We start from the raw sequence: 20,261 nt of genomic DNA, 5'->3' as shown, positions 1-20,261 counted from the left end.
CGGTAAGCGCACATTCCGACAGAACATGAGCCCACAAAGAAAAAGTAGATTACAAAAATCTACTTTATAACTTATATTTTTGCATTCGTTTATAAAATGTACTACGGGGTACATCTAATAGTTTTGCAGCTAATGAAACATTTCCATTTGTCTTTTGTAATGCTTCAATCATGCTATCACGCTGTATTTTTTCGCGAAAATTCAATGTATGTTCGGTTTTATTTTCAACTTGTAACTCAAGTTGTTGTTGATTTCCCATCATTGTTTGTATCAAAAGAGCGACTTGTTTTTCGCATATTTCCCGTCCTTGCGACAAAATGTAAATGCGTTCTAATGCATTTACTAGTTCTCGAATATTTCCGGGCCATGTATGTTGTAAAAATTGATTGCAAATACTCTTCGGAAATACAACATTCCAATTTTTCTGTTCGCAAAAGTGTTGTATAAAATATGGGATATCCTCTTTTCTTTCTATTAACGATGGAACATATAACGGATAAACGTGCAAACGATAATATAAATCTTGACGGAATTTCCCTTCTTCTACTAACCGTAGTAAATCTTTATGTGTGGCAGTAATAATACGAATATTTACTGGTACCTCTTTTGAACTTCCTATTGGAGTTATTGTACGTTCTTGTAAAACACGCAATAATGCTACTTGCATCTCTGGTGGTACTTCACCAATTTCATCTAAAAATAATGTTCCTCCATTCGCTTGTTCAAATTTCCCTTTATATCCTTGACGTCGCGCACCTGTAAATGCACCTTCAGCATAACCGAACAATTCACTTTCTATTAATTCTTTAGGCAAAGAACCGCAGTTAACAGCTATAAAGGGCCCGTCTTTTCTTGGACTATTTTCATGAATCGCTCTCGCGACATATTCCTTTCCCACTCCTGTCTCACCACATACATACACACTAGCATCAGTCGGTGAAACAAGCTTAATTTCTTCTAGTGTGTGTTGAAATGCTCTGCTTGTCCCAGTAACTCCTGGAAAAGTAATTCCTTTTATAAATGTGAGAGCAGAATATGTATTCATTTGTTTGTTTTCCTTTAAATACATACATTTCCCAATCATTCTTTCATTACTATATACTGGTATCTCTAATTTAGTTTCTAATCCATGGTGCATTAACTCTTCAAGTTTCATTCTTGACCAATTATTTATTCGTTCACGAACGCTCTTACTCGCAGAAACGATAACATCACGATGATTACAAATAACTACTTGTTCATCACTATCAATGACATCTAAAAAACGATGAATTAAGTGTAATTCATTTTGATGAACTCTTATGCTACATTCACGTTCAATCGCATGTGCAATTGAAGTTACCATGCCGAGCATATATGGATGCGAAAATTCAATTGGACAGGAGAAATCTAGAATACCAATTAATTTCCCGTCATCGTTATGAATGGGAGCAGCCGCACAACTCCAGCTATGAGATACCACGGAGTAATGTTCAGTACCACTTATCATAATAGCTTCTTCAATTTCTAGCGCTGTTCCTATTGCGTTTGTCCCCACAGCTGCTTCCGTCCATTTTACACCTTCAATAAAATTAATATGTTTCGCTCGCTTTAACGTTTGTTTATTTCCACTTAACGATAGAACATAACCATCTGGATCGATTAATAATGCCATCATTTGTAGTTCATCAATGGTTTTTCTCATATTTTGTATTTGAGGGATTGCGATATCTAGGAAGATTTCACTCTTTTTCTTTTGATCTTGAAAAAAATTAGAAGACAAAATTTTCTGACCTTTATTCATGTGAGGATTCACATTTGCTTGTTTACATCGATGCCATGACTCTGAAATTCTTTCGTTTATACGGTTCGAATCAAGGACTCCTTCATTAATAAACTTTTTCCATGTATGTAAGTAAAACGGTGAAGCTAACATTGTATCATCTCCCTATTCATTGTTTTGGAGATCTGTAAAAACATACTTTTATTATAAAACTGAATAAAAGCGTTTTCAATAAAACTAGAAAGACGACACAAATATGTTAATAATTTGAATATCTTAATGCACTTCTTTATTCTTTTTTAGTAGCACTATATTTTGTATAATGGACGCAAAGAAAATAAAGAACCAAAACCACTTTTGTGGATTACCGTTTATAAAGAAAACAATCACGGCTATTGCAAATAAAATAGCGGATGCTAAACTAAAATATAATTTTGTTTTAATTTCTATTATCCCTCACCCCTCTGTTACTTTACAGTACATACTAACTCTTCATTTTTCATCTCTACTATGTACTCCTGTAAAACATATTCTTTCCCGCCATGGTTTTCATACCATTCATGTATTCTTTTAATATGCCTCTCGTCACTTCTAATTTTCGATTCTATTTCATTATACTGTTCATAACTATCATATTCCCATATGGCAAATACTTCATACGTACCATTCTTATTATCTTTCATCCAGCGTCCTATTAGCCTAGAACCATGCTTTAATTGATTAGGTAAGTTCGTATTATTGAAATGATCATTAAATACTTCTATAAATTCATTTTTCACTACATAGTACTTCCTTCTGTAAAACATACTTCTTCACCTCTTTCATGAAAAGTATTAGTAAATCTTCCCATCACTACCGTATTATAATACTTTCCATCCGATAGTCTTTTGTCATTTTTCAAAATGCCTTCTACTTCAAAACCTAATTTTTTATAAAGATGAATAGCTTTCTCGTTTGTCTCTAATACTTGTAAAGATATTTTATTTACTGCATTTTCGTCAGCCCATTTAATAGATTGTTGTAATAGGCTCTTACCCATTTTATATCCCCAAAACTCTTTTAAAATGCAAACGCCAAACTCCACTTTATGAGATAATCTCTTAAAATTTGATCCTTCACACCTTGAAAATCCAACGATTCGATTGTGCACTTCTGCAACTAAAAAGAGATTCTTAGTCTCTTCACTATCTGTTTTTATTATTTTTTGAAATCCTAGATTATCTATAAATCCCTCTCCAGCATCTCTATCCATATTTTCAGTTTCTCCATCAATCTGAACTCTAATTTTCGATAACTGCTCAGCATCTTTCTCAGCTGCAGAACGAATTGTATAAGTTAATCCATTTATATAAAACTCTTGCTCTTTTACAATCATGTCAAACTCCTTTCAAATGAATATAATGGCGCTATTACAACTTGTTTACCTTGTTTCTCAAAGTCCTGAACAGTTTCTTTACTAGCCTCTTCGTCAGTTATAATAATGTCAATTTTTTTTAGAGACTCTCCTCTTATAAAACAATCTATTCCAAGTTTATTATGCGGAACTAAACAAATATTTCTTCTAGCAATTTCACTTACTCTTTTACTAAAATGAGCAACTTCAGGTGTTGCGGTACTAATACCTTGTAATGAAATGCCTCCACCTGTAGAGAAATACAGATCAATAGAAAATCTACTTATCAATTCAGAGGCAAGTGTATCAGTAATATTCCCTGAAGGTTTTACTTTTCCGCCAATTAAATACGTATCAATATTCTTATATTCTCGTAGATAACCAGCTATTTCTATAGAATTCGTAATAACCGTAAATGATACTTCCGGTAAATATTTCAGCATCGCATTATGAACGGAAGCCCCACCAATAAAAATTGAACCACCTTCTTGTATATAAGATACCGCAACTCTTGCAATTGTGTCCTCATATATTGAGCTATCACTATAACGTTTAGTTGGTTCCGCAGCTAAGTCTCTCACTCGCGTAAGTTCAATTGCACCTCCGTGCGTTCTTTTTAATAAACCATCCTTTTCCATAATAGACAAATCTCTTCTTATAGAATCAATAGACATATCAAATCTTTCCGCAAGATCCTTTGCTATTACTCTTCCATCTGTATTAAGTAGTTCTAAAATTTTCTCTCGACGTTCTTCAGTAAACATGTTATCACCACCGTTATTGAAGGTTCAGAAACTTAAACTTTATTTTAATTATATGCATGCCTCTTCCGTTTTACAATATTTTCAATTCTTATTTATTCCGTTTTATACAGTCTTCTCCCTCTTTCTATCCTGTTAACTTGACAACCAAATAAATGTATATCTGTATATTACGCAAAAATACTTCCATTTGCCTTCCTATTGATGTAAAATTATTCCTATGTTTTACTTTTTAATACAGAAAGGGATTACTATGAAATCATTAATCAAAACGACATGTACAGCATTATTATTTACTGGAATATTAACAGGATGTAATAGCAATACTACATCAAAACAAGAAAAGAGCGCTCTCGAAAAGAATGCAATGCACTATGGGGAAATATTTAAAAACGAATACTATAGAGCAACTGTTGAAAATGCTAAATTCGAAAAAATAGACAAAGAGTGGCGTCTCACAGCTCGCGTTACTATAAATAACGCTCGTGTTGACGGACAAACGATAGATCTTTCAGAAATAAAATATTTCATAAAAGATGACAAAACGGGTGAAAAATACGAAGGTAAAGTTATACAAAATGAAAATGCTAAAAAAGTTCCATCTGAATTTTCTTTAACTACTGACATTGAATTTAATATGAAAACTTCACCAAAAGATTTAAATAATATGTATTTATACATAGATAGCAAAGCAGCGCCGTTAACAGATACATATTGGAAGCTTGATAATTTAGTAGCTAAATAGAAAGACCAGTCTTACATGACTGGTCTTTTACATTCATACATTTAACTTTTATTAACACTTATAATAATTTTCTAATAACAACTTGAATAACATCAGCTAAACCAGTGTGCCCTTTCCCTTCAATTCGCTCTTGTTCGCCATTAAAGAAATGAATTACCTTATGTTCTTCACACCAAGTAAGGATATCAATTGGATCATACAGCATATCAACATCTTTTGGTCCACCAGTACCATAGTTTATTTGTTTTTTTGAGTAAACTTCAAACATAATTAAACCACCAGGCTTTATCGTTTGTATCATTTTACCTAATATCATTTTTTTATAATCATCATGAAAATGTCCAAATACCATAATTGCTGCATCATATTCATTTTCTGGCAAACTATCAGCTAATAAATCTACTTTTTTTGTATGCACGTTTACGTTATGCTTCTCTGCCAATTTTTTTGTCTTCTCTAATCCATCTTCCGAATAATCAATAGCTGTTACTTCGTTCCCTTGTCTTGCTAGAAATACAGCATTTCTACCTTCTCCCTCCGCGAAAGCTATTACTTTATTGTGATTTGCTAAACGAAATGCTTGTTCTTTAATAAATGTATTAGGTTCTTCCCCGTAAAAATATTCATCTGATTTATATCGATCATTCCAAAATTTAGTCATCATCTTCTCTCCTTCTTCATATCATTTTCTAACTACAATTAAAGATATCAAAGAGTCTTTTTATCCTTAATTAATTTAAAAATAAAAGCAGATTAAAAATCCACTTTTATTTTTTTCGCAAGATCTACGATTTTTTGATTTCGTAACTCTTCTTCCATTTTCTCTTCTGCTGCAAGCATTACTTCATTAATTAAACATCCCGGTTTGTCATGTAAACAACATTCAAACAATGATGTTTTACCTTCAATTGCATGTATAATATCTAAAAATGAAATATCTTCCCAATTCTTACTAAGCGAGTAACCGCCCTTTGGACCAGATGATGAATGTATCATCCCTTCCTTCGTCAACTTAGTTAGTATTTTAGACAAGTACGTTGGTGAAACATTTTGCATTTCTGCTAATTGGTGAACACTAACTAACTTATTTGGTGTAGCCTTTGCCAGAAAAAGTATTGTATGAAGAGCATAATTTGTAGCTTTAGAATATTTCATAGTACAGCCCCTATTGTAGACTTCATGTATCTACAATAACTTTATTTTTTTATTATGTCAAACGTTTGTAATGCTCCATAAAAAATTATTTCTTCACAAGTAATACATCTGTCGCACAAATCGTCACTTCTCTAAATGGACAGTCGAATAAAACACCTAGTTCAAAACCATCTTCAGTAAGAGCTATTTCATGATATAACCACCAAGCATTTTCAAAGTTTTCCGGCATAGAACACTTTGTTACTCCTATAAAGGTTACTTCAAATTTATCAAATTCACTAAAAGTACCACTGCAATCTAATACGATAGACAAAGTATCTTCTGACTTTCTCTTTACTACTTTAATTACACTGTCGTGTAATGATGTCTTGTGTAACTGAACGACATTTGACGGAAGTTTTTTCTCAATGGAATTAAAATATTCTACGTATGATTGATCTAATTGTGCCACTCTTTTCTCATAATCTGTTGACCACTTTCGCATACGTTTTTTCAGTTCACCTAATGGGTATTCTGAATTAGTTGTGATGTTTTGTATAATTGAGTATATCGATTCAGGAAGGAACTTTAATAAATCTATTTTCCTTTTCTCAATTTCCTCCTTTAAACTTTCTATATCCATTTCCGACCATTCTTTTATAGAATCTATAAAACTTACAAATTCTAAAACTTGCATTTCTTTATACCAATCTCTTGTAAAATATTTCAATGACACCTCTCCTAAAACATCTTTACATCCAGTAAAAACAATATATCTACTTATTATATCATTCCAATAATCATTCTTTCTAAAGAAAAAATGTAAAACTGTAAATATTCCGCCTATTATTTCTAAAACTTCAGAATATTTACAAAAGTATAAAATTAGAATACATTTTAGCTGTACAAGATTCACCTGTACAAAAATTCAAACAAAAAGGGATGGTTATATGTTGAAGAAATTAGTAGCAGGGACATTAGTAGCGGGTTTTGCACTAACTGGAGGACTAGGTGCGGTAAGTGCTGAAGAAAAAAGTAACACAATTAAATCATTTGATTATTTAAAAGTGGATGAACAAAATGTTAATTCATTTGCAAAATTAAGTGAGCAGGATAAGAAAGATATCCAAATTACTATGGTATTACCAGAGCAAAATGAAAATGGAGATTGGCTAGCTTATGGTTTTACTAGCCGTGAAACATTAGATGCGTATATTGAAAAGGATAAAAAAGCAATTAAAAATAAAATTAATCCTTTAGGTAGCGGTGCTGGTAGTACTGATTTTTATGAACATAAAGATAAAGGTGGACAATATATTTACTGGAGTAGTGGCTTTAAAAACTTACCATCTAGCTGGAATGACAGAATTTCTTCTGTAAGTACAGCGTCACCTTCTGCAAGTTATTCAACGACACTTTGGGAGCACACTTCAACACAAGGATATGGAAAAGGCGTTTTATTTAAACATGCTGATTGGTACGGTAAAACTGCTAATTTAGCTGCTGATTGGAACGATATTACTTCAGCGATTGAAATTAAATAGTAATAAGATATTTAATTTCTTCTATAAAAATTCAAACCACTATTCTCTCTTTCATTTAGAGAATAGTGGTTTATCATATTTCTATTTAAGCATGTACAGCATGTCCTACTGCTTGCATTAACGCTTCATGAATCGCCTCAGATAAAGTTGGATGTGCTGCAATATAATCTCTCATTATATCAGCGGTAACTTCTGTATGAAACATTACGGTTCCTTGACCAATAAGTTCAGTTGCATAAGGACCGATAATAGAAATCCCTACAATTTCTTGGTATTTAGGTTCCACAATGACTTTTACTTTCCCTACTTGTTCTCCTAAAATAAGAGCTTTTCCGTTCGCTGTAAAAGGAAATTCTCCGATGAGAATATCACCATATTGTTCTCTTGCACCTTTTTCACTTAACCCTACACTAGCTATTTCTGGAGCTGTGTATATACAACGGGGCACAGCGTGATAATTTACTTTCACGTCTTCTCCGCTTGCGTGTAATGCTGCTGTCGTTCCTTCATGGAAGGCAACGTGAGCAAGCTGAATTCCACCGATTACATCACCAGCTGCGTAAATATGCGATACGTTCGTTTGCATATGTTCATTCACAGCAATCCCTTTATTTGAAAACTGAACCCCTGCCTTTTCTAATCCTAATTGTTGCACTCGTGGTTTTCTTCCTACAGAAACAAGAACAAATTCTGGAGTTACTTCGTGAGTAATTCCCTCGTACTCAAATGAAGCTTGCTTCTTATAGTTATTTAATCCTTTTAAAACTGCTCCCGTAAAAATTTTCACACCATCTTTTTCTAATTTCTCTCTTAAAATATTCGCGATATCTTCATCTTCACCAGGTAGTAATTGCGGTGCCATTTCAACTATCGATACTTTTGTGCCAAGTCTACTATAAATACTTGCAAACTCACATCCTATTACACCACCGCCAACGATTAACAATGAAGATGGTACACTCTCAAGAGACATGGCATGGCTACTATTTAAAATCCATTTTCCATCGAACGGAGCGAATGGTAATTCTGTAGGTTCGGAACCAGATGCGATAATAAAGCTCTCTCCATCAACTACTTCTTCTTTATTTCCTTGTACAACTCGCACACGATGATCCGTTTCGAATTTCGCTTTTCCTTTTACAACTTTAATTTTATTTTTCTTCATTAAATATTGTATTCCTTGGACGAGTTGCATTACGATTTGTGATTTCCTCGCCTGTATTTGATCCCAATCAATTGATATACTTCCTTTATTAAGCGTAACTCCATAATCATTCGCTTTTCTCACAATGTCATGTATTTCAGCACTTTCTAACAGTGATTTCGTAGGCATACAACCAACATTTAAACACGTTCCGCCAAGTTCAGCTTCATCAATAAGAGTGACACCTTTGCCATTTTGAGCCGCGGTAATTGCCGCTACATATCCAGCTGGTCCGCCTCCAATTACAACTAGTTTACTCATTCTCTCACCTTCTCTTTATAAAAGAATTGTTATAGGTTCTTCTAAATAATGTTTAATTGTGCGTAAAAATGCAGCTGCTGGTGCACCGTCTAGTACACGATGATCGAATGTTAAACTTAAAGGTAACATACTACCTTTTTTTAATTTTTTCCCTTTATATACAGGAACATGTTCAATTGCGCCAATACCTAAAATACCAGTCTCAGGTGTATTTAATACAGGTGTGAAATATTCAATACCAAAGCTACCTAAATTACTAATTGTAAATGTCGTTCCGTGCATATCATCACTACTTAAGCTACCTGCTCGCGCCTTTTGTGCCATATCCTTAATCTCTTTAGACAATTCTACTAAAGATAAATTATTTGCAAAGCGAATAGCTGGAACGACTAATCCTTTTTCTAATGCGACTGCTATGCCTAAATGCACATGTTCAAATTGATGAATTGCATCATCTATATAAGCGCTGTTCATTCCTTTATGCTCTCCAAGTGCTAATACAACAGCACGCGAGACGAAATCCGTAATGGTTAATTTATTATCGTATCTTTTTTGTACAACTTCCGCTATTTCTTTATGTAAAGCAACTAAATCTGTTAGATCTACTTTCATCGTTAACGTTAATTGTGCGCTATTTTGTAAGCTTGCGTGCATACGATTTGCGATCGCTTTACGCATACCAGTAACAGGAATGGCTTTACTTTCTTCTTTTTCAGATATTTCCGGAACGATTCCTCTTACCTCAAGTGCTTTTAATACATCTGCCTTTGTAATCCTTCCGCCAGGACCTGTACCAACTAATGCCTTGATATCCAGATTTTCAGACTTTGCAATTTTCTTCGCTACAGGTGAAATTTTAATTCTTTGCTTCGATACTTCTTTCCCATTTGGTTCTTGATTTTGTACATTTTGTACTTCTATATTAGATGTTTTTTCTTCTATAACATGTGTGCTTTCCTGCATTTCTACTTTTTCATTCGGTTTACCGATGTAGCAAATTACAGTACCAGGCGGCACTCCTTCATCTTCACTTACAGCTATATCAAGTACCGTACCATCAGCTGGCGCTTCAATTTCCGTTTCAATTTTTTCTGAATTAATACTAGCAATCAGTTCTCCTTTTGCTACATTATCGCCTGCTTTAATATTCCAGCTCGTAATAATACCTTCTTTCATCGCCATACCTAACTTCGGCATTACAACTTCTACAGCCATGTGTCTCTCTCCCTTCTCATCGTTTTATTACACATGTAATAAAGATTGGTCTCCAATCATTTCTGATACAGTTTCAATTACTTTTTCTGGCGTTGGCAAATACAACTTTTCAAGTGGTGGTGAGAACGGAACAGGTGTATGTGGTGCTGTAATTCGTTTAATAGGTGCATCTAACAAATCAAAACCTTTATCCGCTACAATTGCCGCAATATCTGTTGCGATACTACATCTTGGATTCGCTTCGTCAATAACGATGAGACGATTTGTTTTTTCAACAGATGATAAAATAGTATCTTCATCAAGCGGTGATAAAGATCGTGGATCAATTACTTCTACTTCAAGCCCCTTTTTCGATAATTGCTTTGCAGCTACAAGTGCTGTATGAACTTGTTTTCCGATTGCGACAATTGTTACATCAGAACCTTCCCGTTTAATATCTGCTTTTCCTAAAGGAATTGTATAATACCCTTCCGGCACTTCACCTTTCATATTGTAAAGTGTTTTATCTTCAAAGAAGATTACTGGATCATCATCTTCAATTGCTGCTAATAATAAGCCTTTTGCATCATACGGTGTGGAAGGAACAACAACTTTAATACCTGGTATGCTCGTAAATAATGCGTACAAACTTTGTGAATGCTGAGCTGCTGCACTAAAACCAGCGCCATGCATCGTACGTACTGTAACGGGTACTTTTGCTTTACCTCCAAACATATAACGGAATTTCGCACCTTGGTTTAATACTTGATCAAGACAACTACCAATAAAATCATTAAACATTAACTCAGCTATCGGACGTAATCCAGTTGCAGCAGCGGCCATCGCAGCTCCCATATAACCCGCTTCAGAAATTGGTGTATCCAATATACGATTTCGACCAAACTCTTGTACAAGTCCTTTCGTAACACCAAGAACACCACCCCAGGCTTCATCATCTTGCAGATGATCAACTTGTGCACCGCCTGCAACATCTTCACCTATTAAAATTACATTTTCATCACGACGCATTGAGATTTTCATTGCTTCATTAATTGCAGTTGACATACTTACTGTTCTAGTCATAATTTTTCACCCTCCTCTTATTTGTAAAAAACGTATACATCTTTTAATAATTCTTCATCGTCTGGGTATGGACTATTTTCACTAAATTCAATGGATCTTTGTACTGCATCATCTACTGCTTTTTCCATATCAACAAGTTCAGATTCCGTTAATAAACCTTCATGAATTAAATGCTTACGGAAATTCACAATTGCATCTTTTTCATTTAAATGTTCTTCTTTTTCTTCTGATGTTTTATATGTTTGCGCTTCACCTTCGAAATGACCATAATTACGATATGTCATACATTCAATAATTGTTGGACCATCCCCATTACGCGCACGTTCTACTGCTTCTGCAGCAGCTTTATATACAGCTAGAAGATCTTTTCCATCTACTTGAACACCTGGAATATTATAAGCTTTTGCGCGATCAGCGATAGAATCACAACTTGAAGCATATTCAAATGTAGTTGCTTCACCGTAACCGTTATTTTCTGCAATAAAAATAACTGGTAACTTCCAAATCGCCGCTAAATTAACCCCTTCATGGAATGTTCCTTCATTATTTGCTCCGTCACCGAAGAAGCAAACACTTACATCTTTTGTTCCTTTATATTTAGCTGTTAATGCTGAACCGCAAGCAAGTGGGAACCCCCCGCCTACAATGCCATTCGCACCAAGCATTCCTTTATCTAAATCGGCAATATGCATGGAACCGCCTTTACCTTTACATAATCCTGTCGCTTTCCCGAAAAGTTCAGCCATCATACCATTTAAATCACAACCTTTTGCGATACAATGTCCATGACCTCTATGTGTACTTGTAATACTGTCACTATCCGTTAAGTGGGCACATACACCAACTGCTACCGCTTCTTCACCTGCGTATAAATGAACGAAACCTGGCAAAACGCCTTGCGCGAACAATTCATGCACCTTATCTTCAAACTTACGAATCTCTAACATTTTTTCGTACATCCAACGAGCTTGTTCTTTCGTAATTTCATTCCCTTTACTTTCAGTTGTTTTTAACATGTCCAGCCCTCCTATTTTCTTGTTCGTCTTTTATATTGCAAGTACCGTGCCAAATTCTAATCCTTGCTTTAATAGGTTTTCGCTTTTCTTTCATAATAAAAAGTGGACAAAATGAGACATTTGTCTCGTTTTGTCCACTTTTGTTCACCTAATTTGATAACTATTATCTTATTCATTATCAAAGCTCTGCTGTAATTTTCGGATGTAAATAATTTGCCCAATATGATATGCATTATGAGTTGTTACATTCGCTAACACTTCCCACCATTTTGCAGAAACGGGAAATCCCGCTACATCACTTTCAACCTTTTCTTCATTTATGAGAGTTTGCCATTGTAACAGTTTTTCTAGTAGCTTTTCCCGTAATTCATCGAAAGTTTGATTATCTGAAAGCATAAAACTTTTATTATTATCTCCTATAGCGGGTACTGCATTAACATGTGATTCTTTATACCTAGTTTGCCACGTAGAGTTCCAATACAGTAAATGTTGTACGATTTCGGCTATACTATTACACTCTTCATTCGGTTTCCAGAAAGCTTCCCTCTCAGATAAATCCTTAACTGCATCTGAAAATGGCATATACCAACTGGGATCATTCGCATTTGCTAATAACTGATCTGCTAATACATCTTTCACATGGACCATGTTTCTTCCCTCATTTCATTATCATATTAATATACACTACTCTATATACGCTCATTCCCTATAATCCCCTTTTTTACATACAAATTCATTTCATACTGAATGTAAGAATAATAGATTTTCTTATCATAACTCGTTATGATAAAAGAAAAAGAAAGCTGGCAGAAAATGAATAAAAAAATCGCAATAATTACAGGAGCCTCAAGTGGATTTGGACTATTAACTACACTCGAACTCGCAAAAAAAGATTATTTAGTTATCGCTACAATGCGAAACCTTGAAAAACAAGTGAACTTACTATCTCAAGTTACTCAACTTAACTTACAGCAAAATATAAAAGTTCAACAATTAGATGTAACCGATCAAAATTCTATACATAACTTCCAATTATTTTTAAAAGAAATACAAAAAGTAGACCTTCTTGTTAACAATGCAGGATATGCAAATGGCGGCTTTGTAGAAGAAATTCCAGTAGAGGAATACCGTAAACAATTTGAAACGAACCTATTTGGAGCTATATCAATTACCCAGCTTGTCTTACCGTATATGAGAAAACAAAGAAGTGGAAAAATCATTAATATAAGCAGCATTAGCGGCCAAGTTGGATTCCCTGGTTTATCTCCTTATGTATCTTCAAAATATGCATTAGAAGGCTGGAGTGAATCGCTTCGCTTAGAAGTAAAACCTTTCGGAATAGATGTTGCTTTAATTGAACCAGGTTCTTATAACACAAACATATGGGAGGTTGGGAAACAACTAGCTGAAAATCAATCTGATACAACATCTCCTTACAAAGAGTATATGGATAAAATACAAAAACATATTAATAGCGGCAGTGATACATTTGGTAATCCGATAGATGTTGCTAATAAAATCGTTGAAATTGCTGAAACAAAGCGTACTACTTTACGATATCCTATTGGAAAAGGTGTAAAATTTATGATCTTTACGAAGAAGATTCTTCCTTGGAGATTGTGGGAATACCTTGTTTTGAGAAGCTTTAAGAAGATGTAAATATAAAGAGTAACTATCAAGATAAATAATGGTAGCTACTCTTTTTAAATATTCATCATGAAAAACCAAAACGACATTAGTATGTAGAAAGAGGATCAAAATAAAGTAACATTGAAACCATAAAAACAAATGCAAAGAATCCAATTATAGAAAGAATATATTCCTTTGTCTCTCTGCTATACTTCCATTCCATCCATACGCGTAATAAGGAAATTGCTCCAAAATAAGTAAGTACAGCAATTCCTATATTAGCATTTTCTACTTTGAACAGATAAATAAAACTTACTATAAGATATACGATAAAAAGACCTATTTCTAATTTTACATGTAAACTATTTACATGCTTATATATCCAAGCATTGCCCTTTGGCATATTTAGTTTTTTTCTTAAAAACTTTTCTAAAAAATATCCTCCAATTATCATAATAATAACTATAATCCAAATAGTAGAGTTGCCCATTGCATTCCCTCCTATTAAATTAATTATGTTTTCGTAACAAAATGGATTATATATTTTTTAATATGTAGATAATGTATTCATTTTCTTTATCTTCTTTAGTAGTAGTTTTATCAACACATGTTTTATGTATTGTATAACAACAATCTATTTCCCATCCCTTTTGTTTCGGGATGTTTAATCCTTTTTCTTTCTATTTTTTCAAAAACGAATATAGATAGTACCGATAAAATTAATAGAGTTATTTTTATAATTGACAGAAAACCCTATCCTTTTATTTTCTTACTTGCATTTTCTCCGGCTGATCACTCGGATACGTAGCATTCCTTTTATTTTCTACGTCCCAACTAATAATTGTCGCACTATCACGTCCCAACTGATGATGCACGTGTTCTAAAACATTGTGAATATTTTCTTTAAGTGTTTTATCATTTCTATTCATAGCATTATACAAATTTACAGGTGTTTCATATCGGCGTTCCCCGCATTCTAATACACCATCTGTCACCATTACAATTCGGTTCTTTCCAGTACGTAATTCACGAATACCTGATGAATAGCAAGGCACAGGTAAATCAAATGTGTTTACATTTCCAATCCATTCGTAAAAATGACGTTGATTTAATGCATATTGTCCTAACTTATGTAACTCTTCATGAAATACATACACTAAACCATCACCGATAGAAAGCCACCATATATAATTTTCTTTCCTTACACATAGTAAGCAAGCTGTTTCACCTTTAATTTTTTTGCACTTTTCCTTAAATGAAGATGACTGAAAAATTGTCAGTATATGATTTTCAATAGATTGAAACACTGTATTAATTGATTCATTCAAAATTACTTTTATATTTTCATATTCTTTTTCGATTGTATTTACTACTAAATCAACACTTTCTGCACTATTATGTCCATCTAATATAGCTGCAAATTCCCAATCACCATTTGACCAAACTAACGCACCATCTTCGTTCTTTTTTGCTCCGGCACTAATATTCCCACCATATGCACCGAGCACGATATCACCATATTGCTTTACCGAAATTTCGTCTAAACACATTTCTCTACTTCCAACCCATGAATGTTGTCTATTATTTGTTGTATGCATATTCACTCACCATATACTCTCGTATTCTTTCGCATAGTTTTTTGATTTTCGCTGCGTCACCATATGGTGCGCCGGTCCATTTCGCTATCTCGGTTGGTGACCAAAACTCTTTTGGTGTATTTGCATAACGCGGTATGATATGCATATGCATATGTGGTACACCATTCCCTGAAACAAAAGTGTAAATATGCTCTGCACCTTCGCTTTCTTTTAGCGCTTTACTTACTCTACTTGTTATAAGTCCGAACGCTTTCGCTTCTTCATCTGTTAGTTCAGCGAGGCCAGGTACATGCCTTTTTATATCTATCATTACATAACCCAAGTATGTTTCTTCACTATCCCAGTGGACATGTCCAACGTAAAGCAGTTCATCTTCGTAAATAGCTTCACCTGGAACTATAATATTTCCTTTATGCTTTTCACAAATAAAACAGTTTAGTTTTACTTGATCGTTCGTTGGCATATTCATCACCATCCTTTTCATATATAATATCATAAAAAAAGGAAAAACAGGATTTATATTCCGAATATTCACTCTTTTGATACAGCAATTTTTGAAATGAATTTAAACCTCATTATTTCTTCAAAAACGCAATCCCAATTACGATCCCAATCACAATTCCGATTACTAAATTATTTGTAAAATAACCTTGGACTACACCGATTACAACTCCTATACCAATACCTATTGCCAAAGCATCATTTCTTTTTTTATTTTTAGCCAAAATTGCATCTCCTCCCATCATTTCTCGCTAAACAACATACAATTACTTGAATGTATTAATATATTCACTATCTCACTTGAACATTTCAAAAAATGTACTTTAACTTCACATATAATATTTTCCATTTTCTGTACATACTCCTTTTATATTGAAAAATTTTCAAGTAACTATTAATTATACATAGGCATTTACTATAGAAAGCTTCGTAATTTATTGAAGGAGGAACAATTCAAATGTATCCTCATTGGAATCCAAATATAAATCAACAGTATGTTTATTCCCCCCATCCCGCAAGGAATACATTGCATCATGATTCACAATATATGATGCAGCGTATCGCAAGTCTTGAAAGTCAATTAACTAAATTAATCTCATTAATTGAGGAAAATAATCAATTCATTAAATCAATGGAACAACAACAAAACCAAGTTTGTGCACCAGTTGGAGGTTCTGTTATCGTTCATATGTAATCTAGATGCAATAAAAAACACACTTTGTATTATAAAAGTGTGTCTTTTGGTCATTATTTTCTTTTCGTATGGAACCCTTGTGTAATACGGTCTAATATAATTGCGATTACTACGATAGCTAATCCAGCTTCAAATCCCATTCCGATATTAACTTGTGTTACAGAGCGATATACATCAACTCCAAGTCCTGGAGCTCCTACAAGTGATGCTGTTACAACCATCGATAACGAAAGCATAATGCTTTGGTTCACACCAGCCATAATCGTTCCGGTTGCAAGTGGTAATTGTACTTTAAATAGTTTTTGTGATGCCGTGGATCCAAATGCATTTGCTGCTTCAATTAAATCTTCTGGAACTTGTCTAATTCCTAAGTCAGTAAAACGAATTGTCGGTGGCATTGCAAAGATTACTGATGCAATAATTCCAGGTACTACACCTACTCCGAAAAATGTAATCGCTGGAATAAGGTATACGAATGCAGGCATTGTTTGCATAAAATCTAATGTTGGTTTTAAAAATTTTGAGAAACGTTCATTTTGAGATGCTAATATACCAATTGGAATTCCGACAATAATTGAAATAATAACAGACGTAAGTACGAGTGCTAATGTTTGCATCGTTTGTGCCCAGTAGTTAATATTCAAAATGAATAATAATCCAATAAGCGTAAAAATGACTAAAGATAATTTCCTCGTTGTGTACCAAATGAAGAAACACAAGATAATAATCATCAATATGGCAGGTATTATTGTTAAAAAATTAGTGAGTAAATCAACGAATCCACCAATAATATAAGAGAATCCTCGGAATAAGCCTTCAAAGTGCTCATATAAACTTGCAACAAATGAGTCGACCCATTCCCCTAATGGAATACGTGGTATACTATTCATCGTCTTTCACCTCTTCCTCAATGTTTCCTGCAAGAGCTTGAATGACACTTTCACGTTTAATAATTCCTCTTAGCCTTTTCTTCTCATCGATTACTGGTAACGGATATTTCATCTCTGCCATTTTTGCATATGTCTCTTCCAGTAAAGTATCCAAATACACATGCGGAATATCATTAAGTAATAAATCAGCAATCGGCCACTGTTTTTGTACTGCTTTACTCGCATCATCCGCAGTTAATATACCTAAAAACTCATACTTTTTGTTTACAACATATACAGTTGAGACACCTGCATTCCTCATAATTTGAAGGGCCACACGAGGTCCACGATCAATTAATAAAGTTTCTGGTCGTTTTAAAATAGACTCAGCCGTAATTACTTTTCCTAAATTCACGTCCGCAACAAACTTTTCTACAAATTCATTTGCGGGGCTCATCATAATTTCTTCTGGCGTTCCAATTTGGACGATTTCTCCATCTTTCATTAATGCGATACGATCTCCAATTCGAAGCGCTTCATCTAAATCATGCGTAATAAATATAATCGTTTTTTCCATTTTATCTTGTAACTCTAACAATTCATCTTGCATTTCTTTTCGAATAAGTGGATCTAATGCACTAAATGACTCGTCCATTAGTAATACATCTGGATTATTCGTTAGTGCCCTTGCGATTCCAACGCGCTGCTGCATACCACCACTAAGTTGACTTGGATAATTATCTTTATGATGATCGAGTCCTACTAACTGTAGCGATTCTAACGCTTTTTTCTCTCGCTCTTCGACCGGAACTCCTTGTATTTCTAAACCATATGCAACATTTTGTATAACTGTACGATGCGGAAATAGAGCAAATTTCTGAAATACCATACTCATTTTCGTTCTTCTTACTCTCCGTAACTCTTCTTTTCCCATCGTTGCGATGTCTTCACCATCTATGTATATATGACCTGCAGTTGGTTTAATCAATTGATTTAACATACGAACTAGCGTAGATTTCCCGCTACCAGACAAACCCATAATAACGAAAATCTCTCCAGAGTAAACTTCAAACGTTGCTTTTTTCACCCCAACGTTCATTCCTGTCTCTTTTAAAATTTCCGATTTACTTTTTCCTTCTTTTAATAAGGAAAGGGCTCTTTGCGGATGTTTCCCGAATACTTTTGTTACGTTTTCAACACGCACCTTTGTATTATCCATGTCACTACTCCTTTTCTACCCATCTATTCACATAGTGTTGCGATTTTACAAAGAAATATTACATAAAAATGACATTCATAAGATTTCTTTAAAATTCTCGTTTCCGTTCATAATAAGAATGCTTACTTATACATTTATTTTATAAGGCAAACGTTACTTAGGAGGTTTTCGATGCGAAAGAAAATTTGGTTTATATGCCTTGCATTATTTATTACTATGATTTTCACTTCATGTAATGCAACAAATGCAAATTCGAAAGGAAAAATTAAACTTGGTGTAACAAGTTGGAAAGAAAATATTGCAACTGCAAACATGTGGAAAGTTTTATTAGAAGAAAAAGGCTACAAAGTTGAGCTCATGTATTTAGAAAAAGCCGCAATTTGGACTGGTGTCGCTCGTGGCGATGTTGATGCGAATTTAGAAGTATGGCTACCAGTTACAGATAAACCGCTAAACGATCGTTATAAAGATGATATTGTCTTAAAATCAAAATGGTACGAAGGTACTGGACTAGGTTTAGTCGTCCCTTCTTATATGAAAAACATAAACAGTATCGAAGATTTAAATGCTCATAAAGATGAACTAGATAATAAAATTGTCGGTATCGAACCCGGTAGTAGTCTTATGAATTTAACGAATAAAGCAATGAAAGAATATGATATAAAACTAAAACTTGTCCAATCCTCTGAAGCTGCGATGATGAGTGAACTAAAGAAAGCATATACAAAAAAGAAACCAATCGCTGTTACGCTTTGGAATCCGCATTGGGGGTTTTCAGAATTTGACTTGAAATATTTAAAAGACCCTAAGAAAGTATATGGTGAAAAAGATGACATTTATTACTCCGTTCGTAAAGGTTTCGAAAAAGATTACCCAGATGTTATAAAATACTTTGATAAATGGAAAATGAACGATGAACAGCTCGGTACGTTAATGGTCATGTTAAATAAAACAAAAGATCCTGAAGAAGCTGCGCGAAAATGGATTAAAAAAAATCAAGCATTAGTTGATGAATGGGTAAAGGATTAATAAAAAGGCTAGAGAATTAACATATCCTCTAGCCTTTTTCATCTTATTTTTTCGTAACAACATCATCTACAATCCCATATACCTTCGCTTCTTCTGCAGTCATAAAATAATCTCTTTCTGTATCATGTGCTACTCTTTCAATCGGTTGGCCTGTTTTTTCTGCAATCATTTTATTAATATCATGCTTTAACTTTAATATTCTTTTCGCAGTTATTTCAATTTCTGTTGCTTGCCCTTGTGCACCACCAAGCGGCTGATGAATCATAATTTCACTGTTAGGGAGCGCAAACCGTTTTCCTTTTGCTCCTGATAATAATAACAATGCACCGAATGATGCCGCAAAGCCCATGCATAGCGTTTGCACATCTGGTTTAATTAAATTCATCGTATCTAATATTGCAAAACCTGCTGTCGTTGAACCTCCTGGGCTATTGATGTATAAATATATATCTTTTTCTGCATCTTCTGCTTCTAAAAATAATAATTGCGCTACGACACTACTCGCTACTTGATCGTTAATTTCTGAGCCGATAATAATAATACGGTCTTTTAATAACCTTGAATATATATCATAAGAACGTTCTCCTAATTTTGTTTGTTCTACTACATATGGAATTGCATTCAT

At 33.9% G+C, this 20,261-nt stretch carries 24 protein-coding genes; 5 read left to right on the top strand and 19 right to left on the bottom strand.

The features are described 5' to 3' along the window. Positions 1-64 precede the first annotated feature (64 nt). From MKY38_RS08595 to MKY38_RS08580, 4 genes are all read right to left on the bottom strand, one after another. Positions 65-1,915, bottom strand: a complete 1,851-nt coding sequence (locus MKY38_RS08595; protein ID WP_078439517.1) for a sigma-54-dependent Fis family transcriptional regulator — start codon at positions 1,913-1,915, stop codon at positions 65-67. 314 nt (positions 1,916-2,229) lie between these two features. Further along, positions 2,230-2,568 carry an NIPSNAP family protein gene (locus MKY38_RS08590; RefSeq protein WP_025687589.1) on the bottom strand — a complete coding sequence of 113 codons (339 nt, stop codon included), beginning with the start codon at positions 2,566-2,568 and terminating at the stop codon, positions 2,230-2,232. Further along, the gene (locus MKY38_RS08585) at positions 2,541-3,137 is read right to left on the bottom strand and encodes a GNAT family N-acetyltransferase (protein WP_078439516.1); all 597 of its coding nucleotides are present in this window, start codon (positions 3,135-3,137) and stop codon (positions 2,541-2,543) included. The genes MKY38_RS08590 and MKY38_RS08585 overlap by 28 nt, the downstream gene beginning before the upstream one ends. Continuing rightward, positions 3,134-3,919 carry a DeoR/GlpR family DNA-binding transcription regulator gene (locus tag MKY38_RS08580; protein ID WP_114555517.1) on the bottom strand — a complete coding sequence of 262 codons (786 nt, stop codon included), beginning with the start codon at positions 3,917-3,919 and terminating at the stop codon, positions 3,134-3,136. The genes MKY38_RS08585 and MKY38_RS08580 overlap by 4 nt, the downstream gene beginning before the upstream one ends. Before the next feature lie 250 nt (positions 3,920-4,169). Between MKY38_RS08580 and MKY38_RS08575 the strand changes: the two genes are divergently transcribed. Further along, a complete protein-coding gene (locus MKY38_RS08575; RefSeq protein ID WP_114555518.1) occupies positions 4,170-4,661 on the top strand; it encodes a hypothetical protein in 492 nt (163 codons plus the stop codon). Positions 4,662-4,719: 58 nt separating this feature from the next. On the opposite strand, the gene MKY38_RS08570 is transcribed toward MKY38_RS08575, so the two are convergent. The 3 genes from MKY38_RS08570 to MKY38_RS08560 form a co-directional block, all read right to left on the bottom strand. After that, complete coding sequence (locus tag MKY38_RS08570; RefSeq protein WP_049108040.1) at positions 4,720-5,325, bottom strand: class I SAM-dependent methyltransferase; 606 nt, start codon at positions 5,323-5,325, stop codon at positions 4,720-4,722. Between the two features lie 89 nt (positions 5,326-5,414). Then, positions 5,415-5,816, bottom strand: coding sequence for an Rrf2 family transcriptional regulator (locus tag MKY38_RS08565; RefSeq protein ID WP_000877642.1), 402 nt, complete (start codon positions 5,814-5,816; stop codon positions 5,415-5,417). An 85-nt stretch (positions 5,817-5,901) separates the two neighbouring features. Beyond that, on the bottom strand, positions 5,902-6,525 hold the full coding sequence (locus tag MKY38_RS08560) for a DUF4085 domain-containing protein (protein ID WP_341048680.1): 624 nt from the start codon (positions 6,523-6,525) through the stop codon (positions 5,902-5,904). Between the two features lie 220 nt (positions 6,526-6,745). On the opposite strand from MKY38_RS08560, the gene MKY38_RS08555 reads away from it, so the two are divergent. Beyond that, entirely contained in the window at positions 6,746-7,339 is a 594-nt protein-coding gene (locus tag MKY38_RS08555; protein WP_000914443.1) for a hypothetical protein, read from the top strand. Between the two features lie 85 nt (positions 7,340-7,424). On the opposite strand, the gene lpdA is transcribed toward MKY38_RS08555, so the two are convergent. The 5 genes from lpdA to MKY38_RS08530 all read right to left on the bottom strand — a co-directional run bounded on the left by lpdA (position 7,425) and on the right by MKY38_RS08530 (position 12,745). Further along, positions 7,425-8,804, bottom strand: coding sequence for a dihydrolipoyl dehydrogenase (gene lpdA, locus MKY38_RS08550; RefSeq protein WP_341048678.1), 1,380 nt, complete (start codon positions 8,802-8,804; stop codon positions 7,425-7,427). Between the two features lie 15 nt (positions 8,805-8,819). Further along, positions 8,820-10,019 carry a dihydrolipoamide acetyltransferase family protein gene (locus MKY38_RS08545; RefSeq protein ID WP_078439509.1) on the bottom strand — a complete coding sequence of 400 codons (1,200 nt, stop codon included), beginning with the start codon at positions 10,017-10,019 and terminating at the stop codon, positions 8,820-8,822. A gap of 27 nt (positions 10,020-10,046) precedes the next feature. Continuing rightward, positions 10,047-11,081, bottom strand: coding sequence for an acetoin:2,6-dichlorophenolindophenol oxidoreductase subunit beta (acoB, locus tag MKY38_RS08540; protein WP_078439508.1), 1,035 nt, complete (start codon positions 11,079-11,081; stop codon positions 10,047-10,049). Between the two features lie 17 nt (positions 11,082-11,098). Further along, positions 11,099-12,097 carry an acetoin:2,6-dichlorophenolindophenol oxidoreductase subunit alpha gene (gene acoA, locus MKY38_RS08535; protein WP_000921274.1) on the bottom strand — a complete coding sequence of 333 codons (999 nt, stop codon included), beginning with the start codon at positions 12,095-12,097 and terminating at the stop codon, positions 11,099-11,101. 168 nt (positions 12,098-12,265) lie between these two features. Then, on the bottom strand, positions 12,266-12,745 hold the full coding sequence (locus MKY38_RS08530; RefSeq protein ID WP_000233791.1) for a DinB family protein: 480 nt from the start codon (positions 12,743-12,745) through the stop codon (positions 12,266-12,268). A 165-nt stretch (positions 12,746-12,910) separates the two neighbouring features. Here MKY38_RS08530 and MKY38_RS08525 point away from each other — a divergent pair, with 165 nt between their 5' ends. After that, positions 12,911-13,756 (top strand): oxidoreductase, encoded by an 846-nt coding sequence (locus tag MKY38_RS08525; RefSeq protein ID WP_217700611.1) that lies wholly within the window; start codon positions 12,911-12,913, stop codon positions 13,754-13,756. A 76-nt stretch (positions 13,757-13,832) separates the two neighbouring features. On the opposite strand, the gene MKY38_RS08520 is transcribed toward MKY38_RS08525, so the two are convergent. The 4 genes from MKY38_RS08520 to MKY38_RS08505 form a co-directional block, all read right to left on the bottom strand. Continuing rightward, entirely contained in the window at positions 13,833-14,216 is a 384-nt protein-coding gene (locus MKY38_RS08520) for a DUF4181 domain-containing protein (protein ID WP_000528448.1), read from the bottom strand. Between the two features lie 271 nt (positions 14,217-14,487). Next, positions 14,488-15,324: a PP2C family serine/threonine-protein phosphatase gene (locus MKY38_RS08515; RefSeq protein WP_070180191.1), complete on the bottom strand. Its 837-nt coding sequence runs from the start codon at positions 15,322-15,324 to the stop codon at positions 14,488-14,490. Further along, on the bottom strand, positions 15,308-15,799 hold the full coding sequence (locus MKY38_RS08510) for an HIT family protein (protein ID WP_070180192.1): 492 nt from the start codon (positions 15,797-15,799) through the stop codon (positions 15,308-15,310). Before MKY38_RS08510 ends, MKY38_RS08515 begins: the two co-directional genes overlap by 17 nt. 100 nt (positions 15,800-15,899) lie before the next feature. After that, positions 15,900-16,067 (bottom strand): septum formation initiator, encoded by a 168-nt coding sequence (locus MKY38_RS08505; protein ID WP_065224864.1) that lies wholly within the window; start codon positions 16,065-16,067, stop codon positions 15,900-15,902. A gap of 215 nt (positions 16,068-16,282) precedes the next feature. On the opposite strand from MKY38_RS08505, the gene MKY38_RS08500 reads away from it, so the two are divergent. Beyond that, on the top strand, positions 16,283-16,519 hold the full coding sequence (locus MKY38_RS08500) for a hypothetical protein (protein WP_065224863.1): 237 nt from the start codon (positions 16,283-16,285) through the stop codon (positions 16,517-16,519). 53 nt (positions 16,520-16,572) lie between these two features. On the opposite strand, the gene MKY38_RS08495 is transcribed toward MKY38_RS08500, so the two are convergent. Both MKY38_RS08495 and MKY38_RS08490 read right to left on the bottom strand, forming a co-directional pair. Next, positions 16,573-17,409, bottom strand: a complete 837-nt coding sequence (locus tag MKY38_RS08495) for an ABC transporter permease (RefSeq protein WP_001084759.1) — start codon at positions 17,407-17,409, stop codon at positions 16,573-16,575. After that, the gene (locus MKY38_RS08490; RefSeq protein WP_000370606.1) at positions 17,402-18,607 is read right to left on the bottom strand and encodes a quaternary amine ABC transporter ATP-binding protein; all 1,206 of its coding nucleotides are present in this window, start codon (positions 18,605-18,607) and stop codon (positions 17,402-17,404) included. Before MKY38_RS08490 ends, MKY38_RS08495 begins: the two co-directional genes overlap by 8 nt. A 171-nt stretch (positions 18,608-18,778) precedes the next feature. Between MKY38_RS08490 and MKY38_RS08485 the strand changes: the two genes are divergently transcribed. Continuing rightward, the gene (locus MKY38_RS08485; RefSeq protein ID WP_065224862.1) at positions 18,779-19,636 is read left to right on the top strand and encodes a glycine betaine ABC transporter substrate-binding protein; all 858 of its coding nucleotides are present in this window, start codon (positions 18,779-18,781) and stop codon (positions 19,634-19,636) included. Between the two features lie 43 nt (positions 19,637-19,679). Here the strand turns inward: MKY38_RS08485 and clpP are convergent, their stop codons facing one another. Further along, positions 19,680-20,261, bottom strand: coding sequence for an ATP-dependent Clp endopeptidase proteolytic subunit ClpP (gene clpP / locus MKY38_RS08480; RefSeq protein ID WP_025687604.1), 582 nt, complete (start codon positions 20,259-20,261; stop codon positions 19,680-19,682).

The sequence above is a fragment of the Bacillus sp. FSL R5-0585 genome, assembly GCF_038004545.1.
GTDB lineage: Bacteria > Bacillota > Bacilli > Bacillales > Bacillaceae_G > Bacillus_A > Bacillus_A cereus.
The sequence above is the reverse complement of the archived record's forward strand: the minus strand, read 5'-3'. Positions and strand labels throughout refer to the sequence as shown.